We start from the raw sequence: 21,121 nt of genomic DNA on the forward strand, positions 1-21,121 counted from the left end.
ATGCCAATTCAGGTCTTACCGCCACAACTGGCGAATCAGATTGCCGCAGGTGAGGTGGTCGAGCGACCTGCGTCGGTAGTCAAAGAACTGGTGGAAAACAGCCTCGATGCGGGTGCGACGCGTATCGATATTGATATCGAACGTGGCGGGGCGAAACTTATCCGCATTCGTGATAACGGCTGCGGTATCAAAAAAGATGAGCTGGCGCTGGCGCTGGCTCGTCATGCCACCAGTAAAATCGCCTCTCTGGACGATCTCGAAGCCATTATCAGCCTGGGTTTTCGCGGTGAGGCGCTGGCGAGTATCAGTTCGGTTTCCCGCCTGACGCTCACTTCGCGCACTGCGGAACAGCAGGAAGCCTGGCAGGCTTATGCCGAAGGGCGTGATATGGACGTGACGGTTAAACCGGCGGCGCATCCGGTGGGAACGACGCTGGAGGTGCTGGATCTGTTCTACAACACCCCGGCGCGGCGCAAATTCCTGCGCACCGAGAAAACCGAATTTAACCATATCGATGAAATCATCCGCCGCATCGCGCTGGCACGTTTTGACGTCACTATCAACTTATCGCATAACGGCAAAATCGTACGCCAGTACCGCGCAGTGCCGGAAGGCGGACAAAAAGAACGCCGTTTAGGGGCGATTTGTGGCACCGCTTTTCTCGAACATGCGCTGGCGATTGAATGGCAGCACGGCGATCTCACGCTGCGCGGCTGGGTGGCAGATCCGAATCACACCACGCCCGCACTGGCGGAAATTCAGTATTGCTACGTGAATGGGCGCATGATGCGCGATCGCTTGATCAATCATGCGATCCGCCAGGCCTGCGAAGATAAACTGGGCGCCGATCAGCAACCGGCGTTTGTGCTGTATCTGGAGATCGACCCGCATCAGGTGGATGTCAACGTGCACCCCGCCAAACACGAAGTGCGTTTCCATCAGTCGCGTCTGGTGCATGACTTTATCTATCAGGGCGTGCTGAGCGTGCTACAACAGCAACTGGAAACGCCGCTGCCGCTGGATGATGAACCACAACCTGCACCGCGCGCCATCCCGGAAAACCGCGTAGCCGCAGGGCGTAATCATTTTGCAGAACCGGCAGTTCGTGAGCCGGTAGCTCCACGCTACACTCCTGCGCCAGCATCAGGCAGTCGCCAGTCTGCTCCCTGGCCGAACGCGCAACCGGGCTACCAGAAACAGCAAGGTGAAGTGTATCGCCAGCTTTTGCAAACGCCTGCGCCGACGCTCAAACCAAAAGCGCCAGAACCTCAGGAACTTACGCTGGCATCGAATGGTCAAAGCTTTGGTCGGGTGCTGACTATTGTCCATTCCGACTGTGCGCTGCTGGAGCGCGACGGCAACATTTCACTTTTAGCCCTGGCGGTAGCGGAACGCTGGCTGCGTCAGGTGCAACTGACGCCGGGGGAATCGCCAGTTTGCGCTCAGCCGTTGCTTATTCCGTTGCGGTTAAAAGTCTCTGGTGAAGAAAAATCGGCATTAGAAAAAGCGCAGTCTGCTCTGGCGGAGTTAGGCATTGAATTTCAGTCTGATGCGCAGCATGTGACCATCAGAGCCGTGCCTTTACCCTTACGCCAACAAAATTTACAAATCTTGATTCCTGAACTGATAGGCTACCTGGCGAAGCAGTCCGTATTCGAACCTGGCAATATTGCGCAGTGGATTGCACGAAATCTGATGAGCGAACACACGCAGTGGTCAATGGCTCAGGCTATTACCCTGCTGGCGGATGTAGAACGGTTATGTCCGCAGCTTGTGAAAACGCCGCCGGGTGGTCTGTTACAATCTGTTGATTTACATCCGGCGATAAAAGCCCTGAAAGATGAGTGATATCAGTAAGGCGAGCCTGCCTAAGGCAATTTTTTTGATGGGGCCGACGGCCTCCGGTAAAACGGCGCTGGCTATTGAGCTGCGTAAAATTTTACCAGTAGAGTTGATAAGCGTTGATTCTGCCCTTATTTACAAAGGGATGGATATCGGGACGGCGAAGCCGAACGCTGAAGAGTTACTCGCCGCGCCGCACCGATTGCTGGATATTCGCGATCCGTCGCAGGCTTATTCGGCTGCTGATTTTCGTCGCGATGCGTTGGCGGAAATGGCCGATATCACGGCGGCGGGGCGAATCCCGCTGTTAGTGGGCGGTACTATGTTGTATTTCAAGGCGTTACTGGAGGGGTTGTCGCCGCTACCGTCGGCGGACCCGGAAGTACGAGCCAGAATTGAGCAACAAGCGGCAGAGCAAGGTTGGGAGTCATTGCATCGTCAACTGCAGGAGATAGATCCTGTTGCGGCAGCAAGGATTCATCCAAATGATCCACAAAGGCTTTCCCGGGCACTGGAAGTTTTTTTCATTTCGGGTAAAACTTTAACGGAACTGACGCAAACGTCAGGAGACGCTCTACCGTATCAGGTGCATCAGTTCGCCATCGCCCCGGCGAGCCGTGAACTGCTCCATCAACGAATTGAGCAGCGTTTTCATCAGATGTTGGCTTCAGGTTTTGAAGCAGAAGTCCGGGCGCTTTTTGCCCGAGGAGATTTGCATACGGATTTGCCTTCCATTCGTTGCGTGGGTTATCGCCAGATGTGGTCTTACCTTGAAGGCGAAATCTCATACGATGAAATGGTTTATCGAGGTGTTTGCGCCACGAGACAGTTGGCGAAGCGGCAGATAACCTGGCTGCGTGGTTGGGAAGGGGTTCACTGGCTTGACAGTGAAAAACCAGAACAGGCGCGTGACGAAGTATTACAGGTTGTTGGTGCTATCGCAGGCTGAATGTGTACAATTGAGACGTATCGTGCGCAATTTTTTCAGAATCGAAAGGTTCAAAGTACAAATAAGCATATAAGGAAAAGAGAGAATGGCTAAGGGGCAATCTTTACAAGATCCGTTCCTGAACGCACTGCGTCGGGAACGTGTTCCAGTTTCTATTTATTTGGTGAATGGTATTAAGCTGCAAGGACAAATCGAGTCTTTTGATCAGTTCGTGATCCTGTTGAAAAACACGGTCAGCCAGATGGTTTATAAGCACGCGATTTCTACTGTTGTCCCGTCTCGTCCGGTTTCTCATCACAGTAACAACGCCGGTGGCGGTACGAGCAGTAACTACCATCATGGTAGTAGCGCGCAGAATACTTCCGCGCAACAGGACAGCGAAGAAACCGAATAAGGTTTCGGGCTGTTTTTTTACACGGGGAGCCAGCGATCCTGCGTTCCCCGCTGATCTATTTAGAGGGTTTTACGCTTGTTTGACCGTTATGATGCTGGTGAGCAGGCGGTGCTGGTACACATCTATTTTACGCAAGACAAAGATATGGAAGACCTCCAGGAGTTTGAATCTCTGGTTTCTTCCGCCGGTGTCGAAGCATTGCAGGTGATTACCGGTAGCCGTAAAGCGCCACACCCAAAGTATTTTGTAGGTGAAGGTAAAGCAGTTGAAATTGCGGAAGCTGTCAAAGCGACGGGTGCTTCGGTCGTTCTTTTTGACCATGCCCTGAGCCCAGCGCAAGAGCGTAACCTGGAGCGTTTGTGCGAGTGTCGTGTCATCGACCGCACCGGCCTTATTTTAGATATTTTCGCCCAACGTGCGCGTACCCATGAGGGTAAGTTGCAGGTTGAGCTGGCGCAGCTGCGCCATCTGGCTACGCGCCTGGTGCGTGGCTGGACCCACCTTGAAAGACAGAAAGGCGGGATCGGTTTGCGTGGTCCGGGTGAAACCCAGCTCGAAACCGACCGTCGTTTGTTGCGTAATCGCATCGTGCAGATACAGTCGCGCCTGGAAAGAGTTGAAAAGCAGCGTGAGCAGGGGCGGCAATCGCGTATCAAAGCCGACGTTCCTACTGTTTCGCTGGTGGGATATACCAACGCCGGTAAATCTACCCTTTTCAATCGCATTACCGAAGCACGGGTCTATGCGGCAGACCAGTTGTTTGCCACCCTCGATCCGACATTGCGGCGTATTGACGTCGCGGATGTCGGTGAAACCGTGCTGGCAGATACCGTAGGGTTTATTCGCCACTTACCGCACGATCTGGTGGCGGCGTTTAAAGCCACGTTACAAGAGACGCGGCAAGCCACATTGCTGCTGCACGTCATTGATGCGGCAGATGTGCGTGTACAAGAAAACATCGAAGCGGTGAATACGGTTCTTGAAGAGATCGATGCTCACGAGATCCCAACCCTGCTGGTGATGAATAAGATCGATATGCTGGAAGATTTCGAACCGCGTATTGATCGGGACGAAGAGAACAAACCGATCCGTGTCTGGCTTTCTGCGCAGACCGGAGCGGGGATACCACAGCTTTTTCAGGCTTTGACGGAGCGGCTTTCCGGTGAGGTGGCGCAGCATACATTGCGTCTGCCGCCGCAGGAAGGGCGTCTGAGAAGTCGTTTTTATCAGCTTCAGGCAATAGAAAAAGAGTGGATGGAGGAGGACGGCAGTGTAAGTCTGCAAGTTCGTATGCCGATCGTTGACTGGCGTCGCCTCTGTAAACAAGAACCGGCGTTGATCGATTACCTGATCTAACCGGCAAAGCGTCTGAAGCGTGGAGTCATATCCTCTGGCGTCGAAAGACAACAGGGATCACCGCATAACAAATATGGAGCACAAACATGGCGTGGAATCAGCCCGGTAATAACGGACAAGACCGCGACCCGTGGGGAAGCAGCAAACCTGGCGGCAACTCTGAGGGAAATGGAAACAAAGGCGGTCGCGATCAAGGGCCACCTGATTTAGATGATATCTTCCGTAAACTGAGCAAAAAGCTCGGTGGTCTGGGCGGCGGTAAAGGCACTGGATCTGGCGGTGGTAGTTCATCGCAAGGCCCGCGCCCGCAGCTTGGCGGTCGTGTCGTTACCATCGCAGCGGCAGCGATTGTCATTATTTGGGCGGCCAGTGGTTTCTACACCATTAAAGAAGCCGAACGCGGCGTGGTAACACGCTTTGGTAAATTCAGCCATCTGGTTGAGCCGGGTCTGAACTGGAAACCGACGTTTATCGACGAAGTAAAACCGGTGAACGTGGAAGCCGTGCGTGAACTGGCAGCTTCTGGTGTGATGCTGACGTCAGACGAGAACGTAGTGCGCGTTGAGATGAACGTGCAGTACCGCGTCACCAATCCGGAAAAATATCTGTATAGCGTGACCAGCCCGGATGACAGCCTGCGTCAGGCTACCGACAGCGCCCTGCGTGGAGTTATCGGTAAATACACCATGGACCGCATTCTGACGGAAGGTCGTACCGTGATTCGTAGCGATACTCAGCGCGAACTGGAAGAGACTATCCGCCCGTATGACATGGGTATCACGCTGCTGGACGTCAACTTCCAGGCTGCTCGTCCGCCGGAAGAAGTAAAAGCAGCGTTTGACGATGCGATTGCCGCACGTGAAAACGAACAGCAATACATTCGCGAAGCAGAAGCGTATACCAACGAAGTTCAGCCGCGTGCGAACGGTCAGGCGCAACGTATCCTCGAAGAGGCGCGTGCGTACAAGGCGCAGACTATCCTGGAAGCCCAGGGTGAAGTGGCGCGCTTTGCTAAACTTCTGCCGGAATATAAAGCCGCGCCGGAAATTACTCGCGAGCGTCTGTATATCGAGACGATGGAAAAAGTGTTGGGCAATACCCGCAAAGTGCTGGTTAACGACAAAGGTGGCAACCTGATGGTTCTGCCGTTAGACCAGATGCTGAAAGGGGGTAACGCGCCTGCGGCGAAGAGCGACAACGGTGCCAGCAATCTGCTGCGTCTGCCGCCAGCCTCTTCCTCCACGACCAGTGGGGCAAGCAACACGTCGTCCACCAGTCAGGGCGATATTATGGACCAACGCCGCGCCAACGCGCAGCGTAACGACTACCAGCGTCAGGGGGAATAACGATGCGTAAGTCAGTTATCGCGATTATCATCATCGTGCTGGTAGTGCTTTACATGTCTGTCTTTGTCGTCAAAGAAGGTGAGCGCGGTATTACGCTGCGTTTTGGTAAGGTACTGCGTGACGATGACAACAAACCTCTGGTTTATGAGCCGGGTCTGCATTTCAAGATACCGTTCATTGAAACGGTGAAAATGCTCGATGCGCGTATTCAAACCATGGACAACCAGGCCGACCGCTTTGTGACCAAAGAGAAGAAAGACCTGATCGTCGATTCTTACATCAAATGGCGCATCAGCGATTTCAGCCGTTACTACCTGGCAACGGGCGGTGGCGACATTTCGCAAGCGGAAGTGCTGTTGAAACGTAAGTTCTCTGACCGTCTGCGTTCTGAAATTGGTCGCCTGGACGTGAAAGACATCGTCACCGATTCCCGTGGTCGTCTGACCCTGGAAGTGCGTGACGCGCTGAACTCTGGTTCTGCGGGTACAGAAGATGAAGTTACTACCCCAGCAGCAGATAACGCCATTGCCGAAGCGGCAGAGCGCGTAACGGCTGAGACGAAGGGCAAAGTTCCGGTCATCAACCCGAACAGTATGGCGGCGCTGGGTATTGAAGTTGTCGATGTGCGTATTAAGCAGATCAACCTGCCGACCGAAGTGTCTGAAGCGATCTACAACCGTATGCGCGCCGAGCGTGAAGCGGTAGCGCGTCGTCACCGTTCACAAGGTCAGGAAGAAGCGGAGAAACTGCGCGCGACTGCTGACTATGAAGTGACCAGAACGCTGGCAGAAGCAGAGCGTCAGGGTCGTATCATGCGCGGTGAAGGCGACGCTGAAGCTGCCAAACTGTTTGCTGATGCATTCAGCAAAGATCCGGACTTCTACGCATTCATCCGTAGCCTGCGTGCCTACGAGAATAGCTTCTCCGGTAATCAGGACGTGATGGTCATGAGCCCGGACAGCGATTTCTTCCGCTACATGAAGACGCCGAGCTCCGCGACACGTTAAGATAACGACTGCGGTACAGGTCAATAAAGCCACCGCATCCTCAGGGATGTCGGTGGTTTTCTTTTTCTATAAGGATAATGAATGAATTCGACAATCTGGCTGGCGCTTGCCCTGGTTTTGGTGCTGGAAGGTTTAGGGCCGATGCTTTACCCGCAGGCATGGAAGAAGATGATCTCTGCGATGACCAATTTGCCCGATAATATTTTACGTCGTTTTGGTGGGGGACTTGTGGTTGCGGGCGTTGTGGTCTACTACATGTTGAGGAAAACGATTGGCTGAACAAAAAATAGACTGATTAAGGTCATTTTTGGATGCAAAAAGTGCTGTAACTCTGAAAAAGCGATGGTAGAATCCATTTTTAAGCAAACGGTGATTTTGAAAAATGGGTAACAACGTCGTCGTACTGGGCACCCAATGGGGTGACGAAGGTAAAGGTAAGATCGTCGATCTTCTGACTGAACGGGCTAAATATGTTGTACGCTACCAGGGCGGTCACAACGCAGGCCATACTCTCGTAATCAACGGTGAAAAAACCGTTCTCCATCTTATTCCATCAGGTATTCTCCGCGAGAATGTAACCAGCATCATCGGTAACGGTGTTGTGCTGTCTCCGGCCGCGCTGATGAAAGAGATGAAAGAACTGGAAGACCGTGGCATCCCCGTTCGTGAGCGTCTGCTGCTGTCTGAAGCATGTCCGCTGATCCTTGATTATCACGTTGCGCTGGATAACGCACGTGAGAAAGCGCGTGGCGCGAAAGCGATCGGCACCACGGGTCGTGGTATCGGGCCTGCTTATGAAGATAAAGTTGCACGTCGCGGTCTGCGTGTTGGCGACCTTTTCGACAAAGAAACCTTCGCTGAAAAACTGAAAGAAGTGATGGAATATCACAACTTCCAGTTGGTTAACTACTACAAAGCTGAAGCGGTTGATTACCAGAAAGTTCTCGATGATACGATGGCTGTTGCCGACATCCTGACTTCTATGGTTGTTGACGTTTCTGACCTGCTCGACCAGGCGCGTCAGCGTGGCGATTTCGTCATGTTCGAAGGTGCGCAGGGTACGCTGCTGGATATCGACCACGGTACTTATCCGTACGTAACTTCTTCCAACACCACTGCGGGTGGCGTGGCGACCGGTTCTGGCCTGGGCCCGCGTTATGTTGATTACGTTCTGGGTATCCTCAAAGCTTACTCCACTCGTGTAGGTGCAGGTCCGTTCCCGACTGAACTGTTTGATGAAACTGGCGAGTTCCTCTGCAAGCAGGGTAACGAATTCGGCGCAACTACGGGTCGTCGTCGTCGTACCGGCTGGCTGGACACCGTTGCCGTTCGTCGTGCGGTACAGCTGAACTCCCTGTCTGGCTTCTGCCTGACCAAACTGGACGTACTGGATGGTCTGAAAGAGGTGAAACTCTGCGTGGCTTACCGTATGCCGGATGGTCGCGAAGTGACCACCACTCCGTTGGCAGCTGACGACTGGAAAGGTGTAGAGCCGATTTACGAAACCATGCCGGGCTGGTCTGAATCCACCTTCGGCGTGAAAGATCGTAGCGGCCTGCCGCAGGCGGCGCTGAACTACATCAAGCGTATCGAAGAGCTGACTGGTGTGCCGATCGATATCATCTCTACCGGTCCGGATCGTACTGAAACCATGATTCTGCGCGACCCGTTCGACGCGTAATTCTGGTGTGCCCGGCAGATATTTTGCCTGCTGGGCTAGCAGTGTGATACATTACTGCGTCGAGTAAGCCATTACGCTTTCCGACGCAGTGTTAAATCCTCGCTTTTTTCCTTCCCCAAACTGAAATAAATTAGCGACACAGCTTGTGGCTGGTTTATCATCAATGTAAATGTATTTTTTCCCGATTTCCCTTTTGAGGTTGATGTGCAGTTAACGAGTTTCACTGATTACGGATTACGTGCGCTGATCTACATGGCGTCATTGCCAGAAGGGCGGATGACCAGTATTTCTGAAGTGACTGACGTCTACGGCGTCTCCCGTAATCATATGGTCAAAATAATCAATCAACTTAGTCGTGCCGGCTACGTGACTGCTGTTCGTGGAAAAAATGGCGGCATTCGCCTGGGTAAACCAGCGAGTGCGATACGTATTGGTGATGTGGTGCGCGAGCTGGAACCCTTATCGCTGGTGAATTGCAGTAGCGAGTTTTGCCACATTACACCTGCCTGTCGGTTGAAACAGGCACTTTCTAAGGCCGTGCAAAGTTTTCTTACGGAACTGGATAACTACACGCTTGCCGATTTGGTTGAAGAGAATCAACCGCTTTATAAATTATTGCTGGTGGAGTGACGAAAATCTTCATCAGAGATGACAACGGAGGAACCGAGATGTCACAAGATCCTTTCCAGGAACGCGAAGCTGAAAAATACGCGAATCCCATCCCTAGTCGGGAATTTATCCTCGAACATTTAACCAAACGTGAAAAACCGGCCAGCCGTGATGAGCTGGCGGTTGAACTGCACATTGAAGGCGAAGAGCAGCTTGAAGGCCTGCGCCGCCGCCTACGCGCGATGGAGCGCGACGGTCAACTGGTCTTCACTCGCCGTCAGTGCTATGCGCTGCCGGAACGCCTCGACCTGGTGAAAGGTACCGTTATTGGCCACCGTGATGGCTACGGCTTTCTGCGGGTTGAAGGACGTAAAGATGATTTGTATCTCTCTAGCGAGCAGATGAAAACCTGCATTCATGGCGATCAGGTGCTGGCGCAGCCGCTGGGCGCTGACCGTAAAGGTCGCCGTGAAGCGCGTATTGTCCGCGTACTGGTGCCAAAAACCAGCCAGATTGTTGGTCGCTACTTTACCGAAGCGGGCGTCGGCTTTGTGGTTCCTGACGACAGCCGTCTGAGCTTCGATATCTTAATCCCGCCAGATCAGATCATGGGCGCGCGGATGGGCTTTGTGGTGGTGGTCGAACTGACCCAACGCCCGACTCGCCGTACCAAAGCGGTGGGTAAAATCGTCGAAGTGCTTGGCGATAATATGGGCACCGGCATGGCGGTTGATATCGCTCTGCGCACCCATGAAATCCCGTACATCTGGCCACAGGCCGTTGAGCAACAGGTTGCCGGACTGAAAGAAGAAGTGCCGGAAGAAGCAAAAGCGGGTCGTGTCGATCTGCGCGATTTACCGCTGGTCACCATTGATGGCGAAGACGCCCGTGACTTTGACGATGCAGTTTACTGCGAGAAAAAACGCGGCGGCGGCTGGCGTTTATGGGTCGCAATTGCCGACGTCAGCTACTATGTGCGTCCGCCAACCCCGCTGGACAAAGAAGCGCGTAACCGTGGTACGTCGGTCTACTTCCCGTCGCAGGTTATCCCGATGCTGCCGGAAGTGCTCTCTAACGGCCTGTGCTCGCTCAACCCGCAGGTAGACCGCCTGTGTATGGTGTGCGAGATGACGGTTTCGTCGAAAGGCCGCCTGACTGGCTACAAATTCTACGAAGCGGTGATGAGCTCTCACGCGCGTCTGACCTACACCAAAGTCTGGCATATTCTGCAGGGCGATCAGGATCTGCGCGAGCAGTACGCCCCGCTGGTTAAGCATCTCGAAGAGTTGCATAACCTCTATAAAGTGCTGGATAAAGCCCGTGAAGAGCGCGGCGGGATCTCGTTTGAGAGCGAAGAAGCGAAGTTCATTTTCAACGCCGAACGTCGTATTGAACGTATCGAACAGACTCAGCGTAACGACGCGCACAAATTAATTGAAGAGTGTATGATTCTGGCGAATATCTCAGCGGCACGTTTCGTTGAGAAAGCCAAAGAACCGGCACTGTTCCGTATTCACGACAAGCCGAGCACCGAAGCGATTACCTCTTTCCGTTCAGTGCTGGCGGAGCTGGGGCTGGAATTGCCGGGTGGTAACAAGCCGGAACCACGTGACTACGCGGAGCTGCTGGAGTCGGTTGCCGATCGTCCTGATGCAGAAATGCTGCAAACCATGCTGCTGCGTTCAATGAAACAGGCGATTTATGACCCGGAAAACCGTGGTCACTTCGGTCTGGCATTGCAGTCCTATGCGCACTTTACTTCGCCGATTCGTCGTTATCCTGACCTGACGCTGCACCGCGCCATTAAATATCTGCTGGCGAAAGAGCAGGGGCATCAGGGCAACACCACTGAAACCGGCGGCTACCATTATTCGATGGAAGAGATGCTGCAACTGGGTCAGCACTGTTCGATGGCGGAACGCCGTGCCGACGAAGCAACGCGCGATGTGGCTGACTGGCTGAAGTGTGACTTCATGCTCGACCAGGTAGGTAACGTCTTTAAAGGCGTGATTTCCAGCGTCACTGGCTTTGGCTTCTTCGTCCGTCTGGACGACTTGTTCATCGATGGTCTGGTTCACGTCTCTTCGCTGGACAACGACTACTATCGCTTTGATCAAGTCGGACAACGCCTGATGGGGGAATCCAGCGGTCAGACTTATCGTCTGGGCGATCGCGTGGAAGTTCGCGTCGAAGCGGTTAATATGGACGAGCGCAAAATCGACTTTAGCCTGATCTCCAGCGAACGCGCACCGCGCAACGTCGGTAAAACGGCGCGCGAGAAAGCGAAAAAAGGCGATGCAGGCAAAAAAGGCGGTAAGCGTCGTCAGGTCGGTAAAAAGGTAAACTTTGAGCCAGACAGCGCCTTCCGTGGTGAGAAAAAAACGAAGCCGAAAGCGGCGAAGAAAGACGCGAAAAAAGCGAAAAAGCCATCGGCGAAAACGCAGAAAATAGCCGCTGCAACCAAAGCGAAGCGTGCGGCGAAGAAAAAAGTGGCAGAGTGATCATTACCCTCTTCAAACAGAAGAGGGGCAGATTGCTGACAAAATGCGCTTTGTTCATGCCGGATGCGGCGTGAACGCCTTATCCGGCCTACATAATCACGCAAATTCAATATATTGCAGGAATCATGTAGGCCAGATAAGCGTAGCGCATCAGGCAAAACGTAAACAACGAGTACATTAATGAGCGAAATGATTTACGGCATCCACGCAGTGCAGGCCCTGCTGGAGCGTGCCCCTGAACGTTTTCAGGAAGTCTTTATTTTAAAAGGCCGTGAAGATAAACGTCTGTTGCCGCTGATTCACGCCCTTGAGTCCCAGGGCGTGGTTATCCAGCTGGCAAACCGCCAATATCTCGACGAGAAAAGCGACGGTGCCGTGCATCAGGGCATTATCGCCCGCGTGAAGCCTGGACGTCAGTATCAGGAAAACGATCTGCCGGATCTGATCGCTTCGCTCGATCAACCGTTCCTGCTGATCCTCGACGGCGTAACCGATCCGCATAACCTCGGTGCGTGCCTGCGTAGTGCTGACGCCGCTGGCGTTCATGCAGTGATTGTGCCGAAAGATCGCTCCGCTCAACTCAACGCCACGGCGAAAAAAGTGGCTTGCGGCGCGGCAGAAAGTGTCCCGCTGATTCGGGTAACCAACCTGGCGCGCACTATGCGTATGTTGCAGGAAGAGAACATCTGGATCGTCGGTACGGCAGGTGAAGCGGATCATACGCTTTATCAGAGCAAAATGACCGGTCGTCTGGCGCTGGTGATGGGCGCGGAAGGTGAAGGTATGCGTCGCCTGACCCGTGAACATTGCGATGAACTGATTAGTATTCCGATGGCAGGTAGCGTTTCTTCCCTGAACGTTTCGGTTGCGACCGGAATTTGCTTATTTGAAGCAGTTCGCCAGCGTAGCTAATTCTTCTGAATTATGAAAAACCATCCATATTTGGATGGTTTTTTTTTATCTATAGCTGGTAAGATAATTACGCTCTATAAATATTCATTTTATTAATAATTAAATTTAATCTATATGGAATAATATATGACATGGAATCCGTTGGCGCTGGCGGCGGCGCTGCAAGCTGTACCTGAACAAAATATTGATATAACAAATAGCGAAAACGCATTAATTATTAAAATGAATGATTATGGCGATTTGCAGATCAATATTCTTTTTACTTCTCGCCAGATGATTATCGAAACCTTCATTTGTCCGGTTTGTTATATCAGCAATCCAGATGAATTTAATACCTTTCTATTAAGAAATCAGAAGATTATGCCGCTGTCATCGGTAGGGATCTCCAGTGTGCAACAGGAAGAGTATTACATCGTTTTCGGGGCGTTATCGCTTAAATCTTCCCTTGACGACATTCTGCTGGAGATAACCACACTGGTGGATAACGCCTTGGATCTGGCTGAAATTACTGAAGAATATTCACACTAATTACAAGGATTCGTATTTATGGGGATTTTAAAAAGTTTATTTACGCTGGGTAAATCATTTATCGCACAGGCGGAAGAGTCCATTGAAGAAACCCAGGGTGTGCGGATGCTGGAACAACATATTCGCGACGCTAAAGCTGAACTGGATAAAGCCGGAAAATCTCGCGTCGATCTGCTGGCGCGAGTGAAATTAAGCAACGACAAACTGAAAGATTTACGCGAACGTAAAGCGGGTCTGGAAGCCCGTGCGCTGGAAGCGTTGAGTAAGAACGTTAATCCGTCGTTGATTAACGAAGTTGCTGAAGAAATCGCGCGTCTTGAGAATCTCATTACCGCTGAAGAACAAGTATTGTCGAATCTGGAAGTCTCCCGCGATGGCGTAGAAAAAGCGGTTGCGGCGACGGCACAGCGTATTGCCCAATTTGAACAACAAATGGAAGTCGTTAAGGCCACTGAAGCGATGCAACGTGCGCAGCAGGCTGTGACGACATCTACAGTCGGCGCGTCTTCCAGCGTTTCGACAGCGGCAGAGTCATTAAAACGCCTGCAAACGCGTCAGGCTGAACGTCAGGCTCGACTGGATGCCGCCGCACAGCTGGAGAAAGTCGCAGACGGTCGCGATCTTGACGAAAAGCTGGCGGAGGCCGGAATTGGCGGCACCAATAAAAGCAGTGCCCAGGATGTGCTGGCGAGACTGCAACGCCAACAGGGTGAGTAATTTTTTTGCCAGCCTCACTGCAAGGCTGGCAACTATTTTAAGGATAAAATATGTCTGGTTTTTTCCAGCGCCTGTTTGGCAAGGATGATAAGCCTGCTATTAATCGTGGTCCGCTGGGACTCCATCTCAATAGTGGTTTCACGCTCGATACGTTAGCGTTTCGTTTGCTGGAAGAGGCATTGCTGATCGAGTTACCGGGTGAAGAATATACCGTGGCCGCCGTCAGCTGCATCGATCTGGGCGGCGGTAGCCAGATTTTCCGCTATTACACTTCTGGCGATGAATTTCTGCAAATTAACACCACCGGCGGCGAAGATATTGATGACATTGATGATATCAAGCTATTTGTCTATGAAGAGAGCTACGGTATCAGCAAAGAAAGCCACTGGCGCGAGGCGATCAACGCCAAAGCGATGGGGGCGATAACCCTAAACTGGCAGGAAAAACGCTGGCAGCGATTTTTTAACAGCGAAGAACCGGGATATATCGAACCCGTCTACATGCTGGAAAAAGTAGAAAATCAAAACCATGCCAAATGGGAAGTGCATAATTTTACCATGGGCTACCAACGGCAGGTGACCGAAGATACTTACGAATATTTGCTGTTAAATGGTGAGGAATCATTTAACGACCTCGGCGAGCCGGAGTGGCTATTTTCTCGCGCGCTGGGTGTCGATATCCCACTGACATCACTTCATATTATTGGTTAATTACAGGGACGTTTATAATGCATATACTGGATTCACTCCTTGCTTTTAGCGCCTATTTTTTTATCGGCGTAGCTATGGTGATTATCTTTCTTTTTATCTATTCCAAAATTACTCCACATAATGAATGGCAGTTGATCAAGAATAATAACACTGCGGCGTCGCTGGCGTTCAGTGGCACGTTGTTGGGTTACGTTATTCCATTATCCAGTGCGGCAATCAATGCGGTGAGTATTCCAGATTATTTTGCCTGGGGCGGAATCGCACTGGTGATTCAGTTACTCGTTTTTGCTGGCGTCAGACTTTATATGCCGGCGTTAAGCGATAAAATTATTAATCACAACACTGCGGCAGGAATGTTTATGGGAACCGCCGCGCTGGCTGGCGGTATTTTTAACGCAGCTTGTATGACATGGTAATGGACAATCATGGCCAGAAAACGCAAATCAAGAAATAACAGTAAAATTGGTCAAGGAGCGATCAGTCGCATTAGTAGACCGAATAATCCTTTTGAACCGCGTCGCAATCGTTACGCACAAAAATACTTAACGTTGGCGCTAATGGGCGGTGCCGCTTTTTTCGTATTGAAAGGATGTGCCGATAGTAGCGACGTCGATAACGACGGCGACGGAACGTTTTATTCGACAGTACAGGATTGTATTGATGATGGTAATAATTCAGACATCTGTGCGCGTGGCTGGAACAATGCCAAAGCGGCATTTTATGCCGATGTTCCGAAGAATATGACTCAGCAGAATTGTCAGTCTAAGTACGAAAATTGCTACTACGACAATGTTGAACAGAGCTGGATTCCAGTCATTTCAGGATTTTTGTTAAGCCGGGTTATTCGTAAAGATCGCGATGAGCCGTTCGTCTATAACAGCGGAGGATCCTCATTTGCTTCGCGCCCCGTCTGGCGCAGCACTTCCGGTGATTACTCCTGGCGCTCCGGTTCTGGCAAAAAAGAGTCTTACTCCTCGGGCGGCTTTACCACCAGAAAAGCCTCAACGGTTTCTCGCGGCGGCTATGGTCGTTCTTCCAGCGCCCGTGGGCATTGGGGAGGGTAATTATGCTGAGACATAACGTCCCTGTACGGCAGGATCTTGACCAGATTGCCGCCGACAACGGTTTCGACTTTCATATCATCGATAATGAGATCTATTGGGATGAGAGTCGAGCCTATCGCTTTACTCTGCGCCAGATAGAAGAGCAGATCGAAAAACCAACCGCAGAGTTACATCAGATGTGTCTTGAGGTGGTGGAGCGTGCCGTTAAAGATGAACAGATCCTGACGCAACTGGCGATCCCGCCGTTGTACTGGGATGTGATCGCTGAAAGCTGGCGTGCGCGCGATCCTTCGCTGTATGGCCGTATGGATTTTGCCTGGTGTGGTAATGCGCCGGTGAAGCTGCTGGAGTACAACGCCGATACGCCGACTTCGTTGTATGAGTCGGCATATTTCCAGTGGCTATGGCTGGAGGATGCGCGGCGCAGCGGCGTTATTCCACGTGACGCCGATCAGTACAATGCCATTCAGGAACGCCTGATCTCGCGCTTTAGCGAGCTTTATAGCCGGGAGCCGTTTTATTTTTGCTGCTGTCAGGATACCGACGAAGACCGGACTACCGTGCTCTACTTGCAGGACTGTGCTCAGCAGGCAGGGCAGGAGTCACGGTTTATCTACATTGAAGATCTCGGTCTGGGCGTCGGCGGCGTGTTGACCGATCTTGATGATAACGTCATCCAGCGTGCATTTAAGCTGTATCCGCTGGAGTGGATGATGCGTGACGATAACGGTCCTTTGCTGCGCAAGCGCCGTGAGCAATGGGTGGAGCCGCTATGGAAAAGCATATTGAGCAATAAAGGGTTAATGCCGCTGCTGTGGCGTTTCTTCCCTGGGCATCCTAACCTTCTGGCATCCTGGTTTGAGGGCGAAAAACCGCAGATTGCCGCTGGCGAAAGCTACGTACGTAAACCGATCTACTCGCGCGAAGGTGGTAACGTCACCATTTTCAACGGTCAGAATAATGTCGTTGACCATGCTGATGGTGATTACGCCGATGAACCGATGATCTACCAGGCGTTTCAACCGCTGCCGCGATTTGGCGATAGCTACACACTGATTGGTAGCTGGGTTGTCGATGATGAAGCGTGCGGAATGGGGATCCGTGAAGATAACACGCTGATCACTAAAGACACCTCGCGTTTTGTTCCGCATTACATTGCTGGTTAAGAATGTTTTAGCAATCTCTTTCTGTCAGGAATCCGTGGCAGTGACCATACTAATGGTGACTGCCATTGATGGAGGGAGACACAGTGCACTGGCAAACTCACACCGTTTTCAATCAACCGATACCATTAAATAACAGCAACTTATACCTGTCTGATGGCGCGCTCTGCGAAGCGGTAACGCGTGAAGGTGCTGGCTGGGATAGCGATTTTCTTGCCAGTATTGGTCAGCAACTAGGAACGGCTGAATCCCTTGAACTGGGGCGGCTGGCAAATGTGAATCCGCCTGAATTGTTGCGCTACGATGCGCAGGGACGCCGTCTGGACGATGTGCGTTTTCACCCTGCCTGGCACCTGCTGATGCAGGCGTTATGTACCAATCGGGTGCACAATCTGGCCTGGGAAGAAGACGCTCGCTCTGGCGCATTTGTGGCGCGGGCAGCGCGTTTTATGTTACACGCGCAGGTTGAGGCCGGATCGTTATGCCCGATAACCATGACCTTTGCCGCCATGCCATTGTTGTTACAGATGCTACCTGCGCCGTTTAAGGACTGGAGCACGCCGTTGTTGAGCGATCGCTACGATTCCCACCTATTACCCGGCGGGCAAAAACGCGGCCTGTTGATTGGCATGGGAATGACGGAAAAGCAGGGCGGCTCTGATGTTATGAGCAATACCACTCGGGCAGAACGTCTGGAAGATGGTTCTTATCGGCTGGTGGGGCATAAATGGTTTTTCTCGGTGCCGCAAAGCGATGCGCATCTGGTGCTGGCGCAGACCACGGGGGGGTTGTCCTGCTTTTTTGTGCCGCGCTTTCTGCCTGATGGGCAACGGAATGCGATTCGCCTGGAGCGGCTGAAAGACAAGCTGGGTAATCGCTCCAACGCCAGTTGCGAAGTGGAGTTTCAGGATGCCATCGGTTGGTTATTGGGTCAGGAAGGAGAAGGTATTCGCCTGATCCTGAAAATGGGCGGGATGACGCGTTTTGATTGCGCCCTGGGTAGCCATGCCATGATGCGCCGTGCATTCTCGCTGGCGATTTATCATGCACATCAACGTCATGTTTTTGGTAATCCATTGATCCAACAGCCCCTTATGCGTCATGTCTTAAGTCGTATGGCACTTCTGCTTGAAGGGCAAACGGCGTTGCTGTTTCGTCTTGCGCGAGCGTGGGATCGGCGTGCCGATGCTAAAGAAGCCCTGTGGGCGCGCCTATTCACTCCAACGGCGAAGTTTGTGATTTGCAAAAGTGGTATGCCGTTTGTGGCCGAAGCGATGGAGGTGCTGGGCGGCATTGGTTATTGCGAGGAGAGCGAGCTGCCGCGTCTTTACCGGGAAATGCCGGTAAATAGCATCTGGGAAGGCTCTGGCAACATCATGTGTCTGGATGTTCTGCGTGTGCTCAATAAGCAGGCTGGTGTATACGATTTACTGGCGGAAGCGTTTATGGAAGTGAAAGGGCAGGATCGCTATTTTGATCGCGCGGTTCGTCGATTACAGCAGCAACTGCGCAAACCGACTGAAGAGCTTGGGCGAGAGATCACTCATCAGCTATTCCTGCTGGGTTGCGGCGCACAAATGTTGAAATATGCTTCACCGCCAATGGCGCAGGCGTGGTGTCAGGTGATGTTAGATACGCGCGGCGGCGTACGGTTGTCAGAGCAGATCCAGAATGATTTATTACTGCGGGCGACGGGAGGTGTGTGTTTGTAAGCGTTCATGCGTGATGCGATGCTGTTTTCGCTTCACTAAATGAAGTGTATGAGATTTGTAGGCCGGGTGAGGCGCAGGCGCCGCATCCGGCATTGTTCATTCGATGTTGATGACATTCATGCATACAGTATCGCCTGTACACGCCAGTTATCGGGCTGCTGGTCTTCGTACATGGTAATAATGCGATACCATGACGCCCCCTGTTCATCGGCCTTTAACGCCACGATACGTTCCACGTCCTGCGGATCCCCTGAAATATTGCTAACCGAGATCTGACCTATTTCATTCAGGCCCGTCACGCAGTCAGCACTGGCGAATTCTGCAGACTGTGCCGTGGCGCTCGCAGGATAAGTCACTAATTGTAGCGAGGGTGAGGCAAGTAATTGTTTCATCGTCAGCTCCATTTTTCGTTTCCCCACATGTTGCAGGGCATTCCATCGCGGTAATAAACGCCCGAGCTTCCAGTCGGTAATTTATTGTGCACAGGTAAACGCATAGGGACGCAAAGCAATGTAAAGCTTACTATGTAAGTTGTCTGATTTATTTACGGTATAAAATGGCTTGTGAATACCACTGTCCTGTCACGATGGTTTCATCCACCATGACGACAACGTAATAATCAGCTTTTGCAGCGACAGCTTTCGCCCTGATTTCTGCTAATGCGTCATCCGGAGAACCCCGAACCATCGTGCTTACGCTACCTATTCGCTGCAACCCCTGGGTTTGGTCGCGGCGAATTTCTTGCGGATGGTCTGTTACTGGTGGTGCTGGCTGTGGCGTACCTTGCAGTGCGCTACAGGCGCTTAACATCAACACCAATAATAAACTGGCAAACCGGGAAATAACGCTATTACGTTTCCTGCTAACCATAGTGTAGTGCCTTATTAATTTAACTTTGGGGGAATGTTCCCGAATTGTTACCTGGTACGCGATTTTCGAATGAAAACGTGGCGAAAGCGTAATCCACATCTCAACATTATGAACTAATACTGCCAGCAGAAACTTGTGCTAAGGGTTTGTTCATGTCATACCAGACCCAAAGGAGAAACAGATGATTGAATTAGAATCGCGCGTGCTGGCAGATATTCCCGTTCTTCACGCTTATCCCACAGGGCAAAAAGAAACCCCGTTACCATGCGTGATTTTTTATCACGGCTTTACTTCATCCAGCCTGGTGTATAGCTATTTTGCCGTCGCGCTGGCGCAGACTGGTTTGCGGGTGATTATGCCGGATGCGCCCGATCACGGTAGCCGTTTTAGTGGCGACGCACCGCGACGGTTAAATCAATTCTGGCAAATCTTGCTACAAAGTATGCAGGAGTTCACTACCTTACGTGCGGCAATAGCCGAAGAAAAATGGCTGCTTGATGAACGTCTGGCGGTTGGTGGCGCATCGATGGGCGCGATGACGGCGCTGGGGATTACCGCTCGCCACCCAACGGTGAAATGTACTGCCAGCATGATGGGCTCGGGCTATTTCACATCGCTTGCCCGTTCACTGTTTCCACCGCTAATACCTGAAACGGCAGCACAACAGAATGAATTTAATAATGTTATTGCGCCACTGGTGGAGTGGGAAGCGACAAACCACCTGGAACAACTCGGGGACAGGCCGCTCCTGCTGTGGCATGGCCTTGACGATGATGTAGTGCCTGCCGACGAATCACTACGTTTGCAGCAGGCATTAAGAGAAACGGGACGGGATAAACAGTTAACCTGTTCATGGCAGCCATGCGTGCGCCACCGTATTACACCCGAGGCGTTAGATGCCGCTGTGACATTTTTCCGCCAACATCTTTAAACACGCAGAATGCTGACCCCTTGCGCTTCCAGTTGTTGCAGGATTTCTGGGTTAGCATTTTTGCCGGTGATCAGCATATCGATTTGATCGGCACGGCTAAAGAGCATCCCCGCGCGTTCGCCAATCTTGCTGCTATCAACCAGTACCACCAGTTTTCCTACTACACTCAGCATTTTCTGTTCTGCCATCGCCGTCAGCATATCAGTTTTATACAACCCTTCCGCTGTTAGTCCTTTGCCACTGGTAAACATCCAGTGCCCGGCATAGAGACTGTTTTCGCTGCCCTGTGGGCTTAAGGTGATGGACTGACTTTTGTTGTATTGCCCGCCCATGATTATCACGCTGTCATGTTCCTGATCGATCAGGTAATTCGCCAGCGGCAGATAATTAGTGATAATTTGCACTGGCTTGCCACACATTTCCCGCCCAAGCAGGAATGCGGTGGAACCGCAGTTGATGACCACGCTTTCGCCCGGATTGACCAGCTGCGAGGCCGCTTTAGCGATACGTACTTTTTCATCGTGATTTTGCGCCTGATGCAGATTCATCGGCGTCCAGCGCGGGCGCTGCTGGGTAATGGCTTCTGCGCCATTGCGCACTTTTTTCAGTTTGCCGCTTTCGTCGAGTTTATTGATATCACGCCGCGCGGTAGCAGGCGAAATTCCCAGACGCTCAACGACTTTCTCAACAGTCACAAAGCCCAGTTGTGCGAGCATTTCCAGGAGAATTTGATGTCTTTGTGCTTCAGTCATGAGCTATTCCGATAAAATTTGATTTTTTTAGATGATATTTGAAATAGCCAGGAAATACTACGCCGGATAGCGCGAAC

The 21,121-nt window shown here is 51.9% G+C and carries 22 protein-coding genes; 19 read left to right on the forward strand and 3 right to left on the reverse strand.

What is annotated here, in order from left to right; translation table 11 throughout:
* The 18 genes from mutL (at position 1) to C3D30_RS01010 (ending at position 18,491) form a co-directional block, all read left to right on the forward strand.
* The gene (mutL, locus tag C3D30_RS00920; protein ID WP_105286339.1) at positions 1-1,848 is read left to right on the forward strand and encodes a DNA mismatch repair endonuclease MutL; all 1,848 of its coding nucleotides are present in this window, start codon (positions 1-3) and stop codon (positions 1,846-1,848) included.
* Positions 1,841-2,791 (forward strand): tRNA (adenosine(37)-N6)-dimethylallyltransferase MiaA, encoded by a 951-nt coding sequence (gene miaA, locus C3D30_RS00925; RefSeq protein WP_001280339.1) that lies wholly within the window; start codon positions 1,841-1,843, stop codon positions 2,789-2,791. The genes mutL and miaA overlap by 8 nt, the downstream gene beginning before the upstream one ends.
* A gap of 85 nt (positions 2,792-2,876) precedes the next feature.
* A complete protein-coding gene (hfq, locus tag C3D30_RS00930) occupies positions 2,877-3,185 on the forward strand; it encodes an RNA chaperone Hfq (RefSeq protein WP_001051883.1) in 309 nt (102 codons plus the stop codon).
* A 75-nt stretch (positions 3,186-3,260) separates the two neighbouring features.
* Positions 3,261-4,541: a ribosome rescue GTPase HflX gene (gene hflX / locus C3D30_RS00935; RefSeq protein ID WP_000460360.1), complete on the forward strand. Its 1,281-nt coding sequence runs from the start codon at positions 3,261-3,263 to the stop codon at positions 4,539-4,541.
* A gap of 86 nt (positions 4,542-4,627) precedes the next feature.
* On the forward strand, positions 4,628-5,887 hold the full coding sequence (hflK, locus tag C3D30_RS00940; protein WP_000312488.1) for an FtsH protease activity modulator HflK: 1,260 nt from the start codon (positions 4,628-4,630) through the stop codon (positions 5,885-5,887).
* A 2-nt stretch (positions 5,888-5,889) separates the two neighbouring features.
* Positions 5,890-6,894: a protease modulator HflC gene (gene hflC / locus C3D30_RS00945; protein ID WP_001232411.1), complete on the forward strand. Its 1,005-nt coding sequence runs from the start codon at positions 5,890-5,892 to the stop codon at positions 6,892-6,894.
* A gap of 81 nt (positions 6,895-6,975) precedes the next feature.
* Positions 6,976-7,173: a DUF2065 domain-containing protein gene (locus C3D30_RS00950; RefSeq protein WP_001089300.1), complete on the forward strand. Its 198-nt coding sequence runs from the start codon at positions 6,976-6,978 to the stop codon at positions 7,171-7,173.
* A gap of 103 nt (positions 7,174-7,276) precedes the next feature.
* Positions 7,277-8,575, forward strand: a complete 1,299-nt coding sequence (purA, locus tag C3D30_RS00955; protein ID WP_000527955.1) for an adenylosuccinate synthase — start codon at positions 7,277-7,279, stop codon at positions 8,573-8,575.
* A 204-nt stretch (positions 8,576-8,779) separates the two neighbouring features.
* Positions 8,780-9,205: a nitric oxide-sensing transcriptional repressor NsrR gene (nsrR, locus tag C3D30_RS00960; protein ID WP_001177639.1), complete on the forward strand. Its 426-nt coding sequence runs from the start codon at positions 8,780-8,782 to the stop codon at positions 9,203-9,205.
* Between the two features lie 38 nt (positions 9,206-9,243).
* A complete protein-coding gene (gene rnr, locus C3D30_RS00965; RefSeq protein ID WP_105286340.1) occupies positions 9,244-11,685 on the forward strand; it encodes a ribonuclease R in 2,442 nt (813 codons plus the stop codon).
* A gap of 180 nt (positions 11,686-11,865) precedes the next feature.
* Positions 11,866-12,597: a 23S rRNA (guanosine(2251)-2'-O)-methyltransferase RlmB gene (gene rlmB / locus C3D30_RS00975; RefSeq protein ID WP_001293282.1), complete on the forward strand. Its 732-nt coding sequence runs from the start codon at positions 11,866-11,868 to the stop codon at positions 12,595-12,597.
* A 126-nt stretch (positions 12,598-12,723) separates the two neighbouring features.
* Complete coding sequence (locus tag C3D30_RS00980) at positions 12,724-13,125, forward strand: YjfI family protein (protein ID WP_000220110.1); 402 nt, start codon at positions 12,724-12,726, stop codon at positions 13,123-13,125.
* Between the two features lie 18 nt (positions 13,126-13,143).
* On the forward strand, positions 13,144-13,842 hold the full coding sequence (locus tag C3D30_RS00985; protein ID WP_000511940.1) for a PspA/IM30 family protein: 699 nt from the start codon (positions 13,144-13,146) through the stop codon (positions 13,840-13,842).
* A 50-nt stretch (positions 13,843-13,892) separates the two neighbouring features.
* Positions 13,893-14,552, forward strand: coding sequence for a YjfK family protein (locus C3D30_RS00990; protein ID WP_105286341.1), 660 nt, complete (start codon positions 13,893-13,895; stop codon positions 14,550-14,552).
* Positions 14,553-14,569: 17 nt separating this feature from the next.
* Complete coding sequence (locus C3D30_RS00995; RefSeq protein WP_000547757.1) at positions 14,570-14,968, forward strand: DUF350 domain-containing protein; 399 nt, start codon at positions 14,570-14,572, stop codon at positions 14,966-14,968.
* Positions 14,969-14,977: 9 nt separating this feature from the next.
* Positions 14,978-15,616, forward strand: coding sequence for a DUF1190 domain-containing protein (locus C3D30_RS01000; protein ID WP_105286342.1), 639 nt, complete (start codon positions 14,978-14,980; stop codon positions 15,614-15,616).
* Positions 15,617-15,618: 2 nt separating this feature from the next.
* Positions 15,619-16,782: a glutathionylspermidine synthase family protein gene (locus C3D30_RS01005; protein ID WP_105286343.1), complete on the forward strand. Its 1,164-nt coding sequence runs from the start codon at positions 15,619-15,621 to the stop codon at positions 16,780-16,782.
* 83 nt (positions 16,783-16,865) lie between these two features.
* Positions 16,866-18,491: an isovaleryl-CoA dehydrogenase gene (locus tag C3D30_RS01010; protein ID WP_105286344.1), complete on the forward strand. Its 1,626-nt coding sequence runs from the start codon at positions 16,866-16,868 to the stop codon at positions 18,489-18,491.
* A 116-nt stretch (positions 18,492-18,607) separates the two neighbouring features.
* Here the strand turns inward: C3D30_RS01010 and yjfN are convergent, their stop codons facing one another.
* Together yjfN and bsmA are read right to left on the reverse strand one after the other, a co-directional pair.
* The gene (gene yjfN / locus C3D30_RS01015; RefSeq protein ID WP_000811566.1) at positions 18,608-18,883 is read right to left on the reverse strand and encodes a DUF1471 family protease activator YjfN; all 276 of its coding nucleotides are present in this window, start codon (positions 18,881-18,883) and stop codon (positions 18,608-18,610) included.
* A 148-nt stretch (positions 18,884-19,031) separates the two neighbouring features.
* Entirely contained in the window at positions 19,032-19,361 is a 330-nt protein-coding gene (gene bsmA, locus C3D30_RS01020) for a biofilm peroxide resistance protein BsmA (RefSeq protein ID WP_000254627.1), read from the reverse strand.
* Between the two features lie 181 nt (positions 19,362-19,542).
* Here bsmA and yjfP point away from each other — a divergent pair, with 181 nt between their 5' ends.
* Positions 19,543-20,292 carry an esterase gene (gene yjfP, locus C3D30_RS01025; protein WP_105286345.1) on the forward strand — a complete coding sequence of 250 codons (750 nt, stop codon included), beginning with the start codon at positions 19,543-19,545 and terminating at the stop codon, positions 20,290-20,292.
* Here the strand turns inward: yjfP and ulaR are convergent.
* Positions 20,289-21,044 carry an HTH-type transcriptional regulator UlaR gene (gene ulaR, locus C3D30_RS01030; RefSeq protein ID WP_000133631.1) on the reverse strand — a complete coding sequence of 252 codons (756 nt, stop codon included), beginning with the start codon at positions 21,042-21,044 and terminating at the stop codon, positions 20,289-20,291. The two genes, yjfP and ulaR, sit on opposite strands and share 4 nt — an antisense overlap.
* Positions 21,045-21,121: the final 77 nt, after the last annotated feature.

Source organism: Escherichia sp. MOD1-EC5433 (genome assembly GCF_002966005.1).
GTDB lineage: Bacteria > Pseudomonadota > Gammaproteobacteria > Enterobacterales > Enterobacteriaceae > Escherichia > Escherichia ruysiae.

Bases quoted from the DNA above. Each gene is read 5' to 3' on its own strand.
- mutL (WP_105286339.1), top strand. From the start codon at position 1: ATGCCAATTCAGGTCTTACCGCCACAACTGGCGAATCAGATTGCCGCA.
- miaA (WP_001280339.1), top strand. From the start codon at position 1,841: ATGAGTGATATCAGTAAGGCGAGCCTGCCTAAGGCAATTTTTTTGATG.
- hfq (WP_001051883.1), top strand. From the start codon at position 2,877: ATGGCTAAGGGGCAATCTTTACAAGATCCGTTCCTGAACGCACTGCGT.
- hflK (WP_000312488.1), top strand. From the start codon at position 4,628: ATGGCGTGGAATCAGCCCGGTAATAACGGACAAGACCGCGACCCGTGG.
- hflC (WP_001232411.1), top strand. From the start codon at position 5,890: ATGCGTAAGTCAGTTATCGCGATTATCATCATCGTGCTGGTAGTGCTT.
- C3D30_RS00950 (WP_001089300.1), top strand. From the start codon at position 6,976: ATGAATTCGACAATCTGGCTGGCGCTTGCCCTGGTTTTGGTGCTGGAA.
- purA (WP_000527955.1), top strand. From the start codon at position 7,277: ATGGGTAACAACGTCGTCGTACTGGGCACCCAATGGGGTGACGAAGGT.
- rnr (WP_105286340.1), top strand. From the start codon at position 9,244: ATGTCACAAGATCCTTTCCAGGAACGCGAAGCTGAAAAATACGCGAAT.
- rlmB (WP_001293282.1), top strand. From the start codon at position 11,866: ATGAGCGAAATGATTTACGGCATCCACGCAGTGCAGGCCCTGCTGGAG.
- C3D30_RS00980 (WP_000220110.1), top strand. From the start codon at position 12,724: ATGACATGGAATCCGTTGGCGCTGGCGGCGGCGCTGCAAGCTGTACCT.
- C3D30_RS00985 (WP_000511940.1), top strand. From the start codon at position 13,144: ATGGGGATTTTAAAAAGTTTATTTACGCTGGGTAAATCATTTATCGCA.
- C3D30_RS00990 (WP_105286341.1), top strand. From the start codon at position 13,893: ATGTCTGGTTTTTTCCAGCGCCTGTTTGGCAAGGATGATAAGCCTGCT.
- C3D30_RS00995 (WP_000547757.1), top strand. From the start codon at position 14,570: ATGCATATACTGGATTCACTCCTTGCTTTTAGCGCCTATTTTTTTATC.
- C3D30_RS01000 (WP_105286342.1), top strand. From the start codon at position 14,978: ATGGCCAGAAAACGCAAATCAAGAAATAACAGTAAAATTGGTCAAGGA.
- C3D30_RS01005 (WP_105286343.1), top strand. From the start codon at position 15,619: ATGCTGAGACATAACGTCCCTGTACGGCAGGATCTTGACCAGATTGCC.
- yjfN (WP_000811566.1), bottom strand. From the start codon at position 18,883: ATGAAACAATTACTTGCCTCACCCTCGCTACAATTAGTGACTTATCCT.
- bsmA (WP_000254627.1), bottom strand. From the start codon at position 19,361: ATGGTTAGCAGGAAACGTAATAGCGTTATTTCCCGGTTTGCCAGTTTA.
- yjfP (WP_105286345.1), top strand. From the start codon at position 19,543: ATGATTGAATTAGAATCGCGCGTGCTGGCAGATATTCCCGTTCTTCAC.
- ulaR (WP_000133631.1), bottom strand. From the start codon at position 21,044: ATGACTGAAGCACAAAGACATCAAATTCTCCTGGAAATGCTCGCACAA.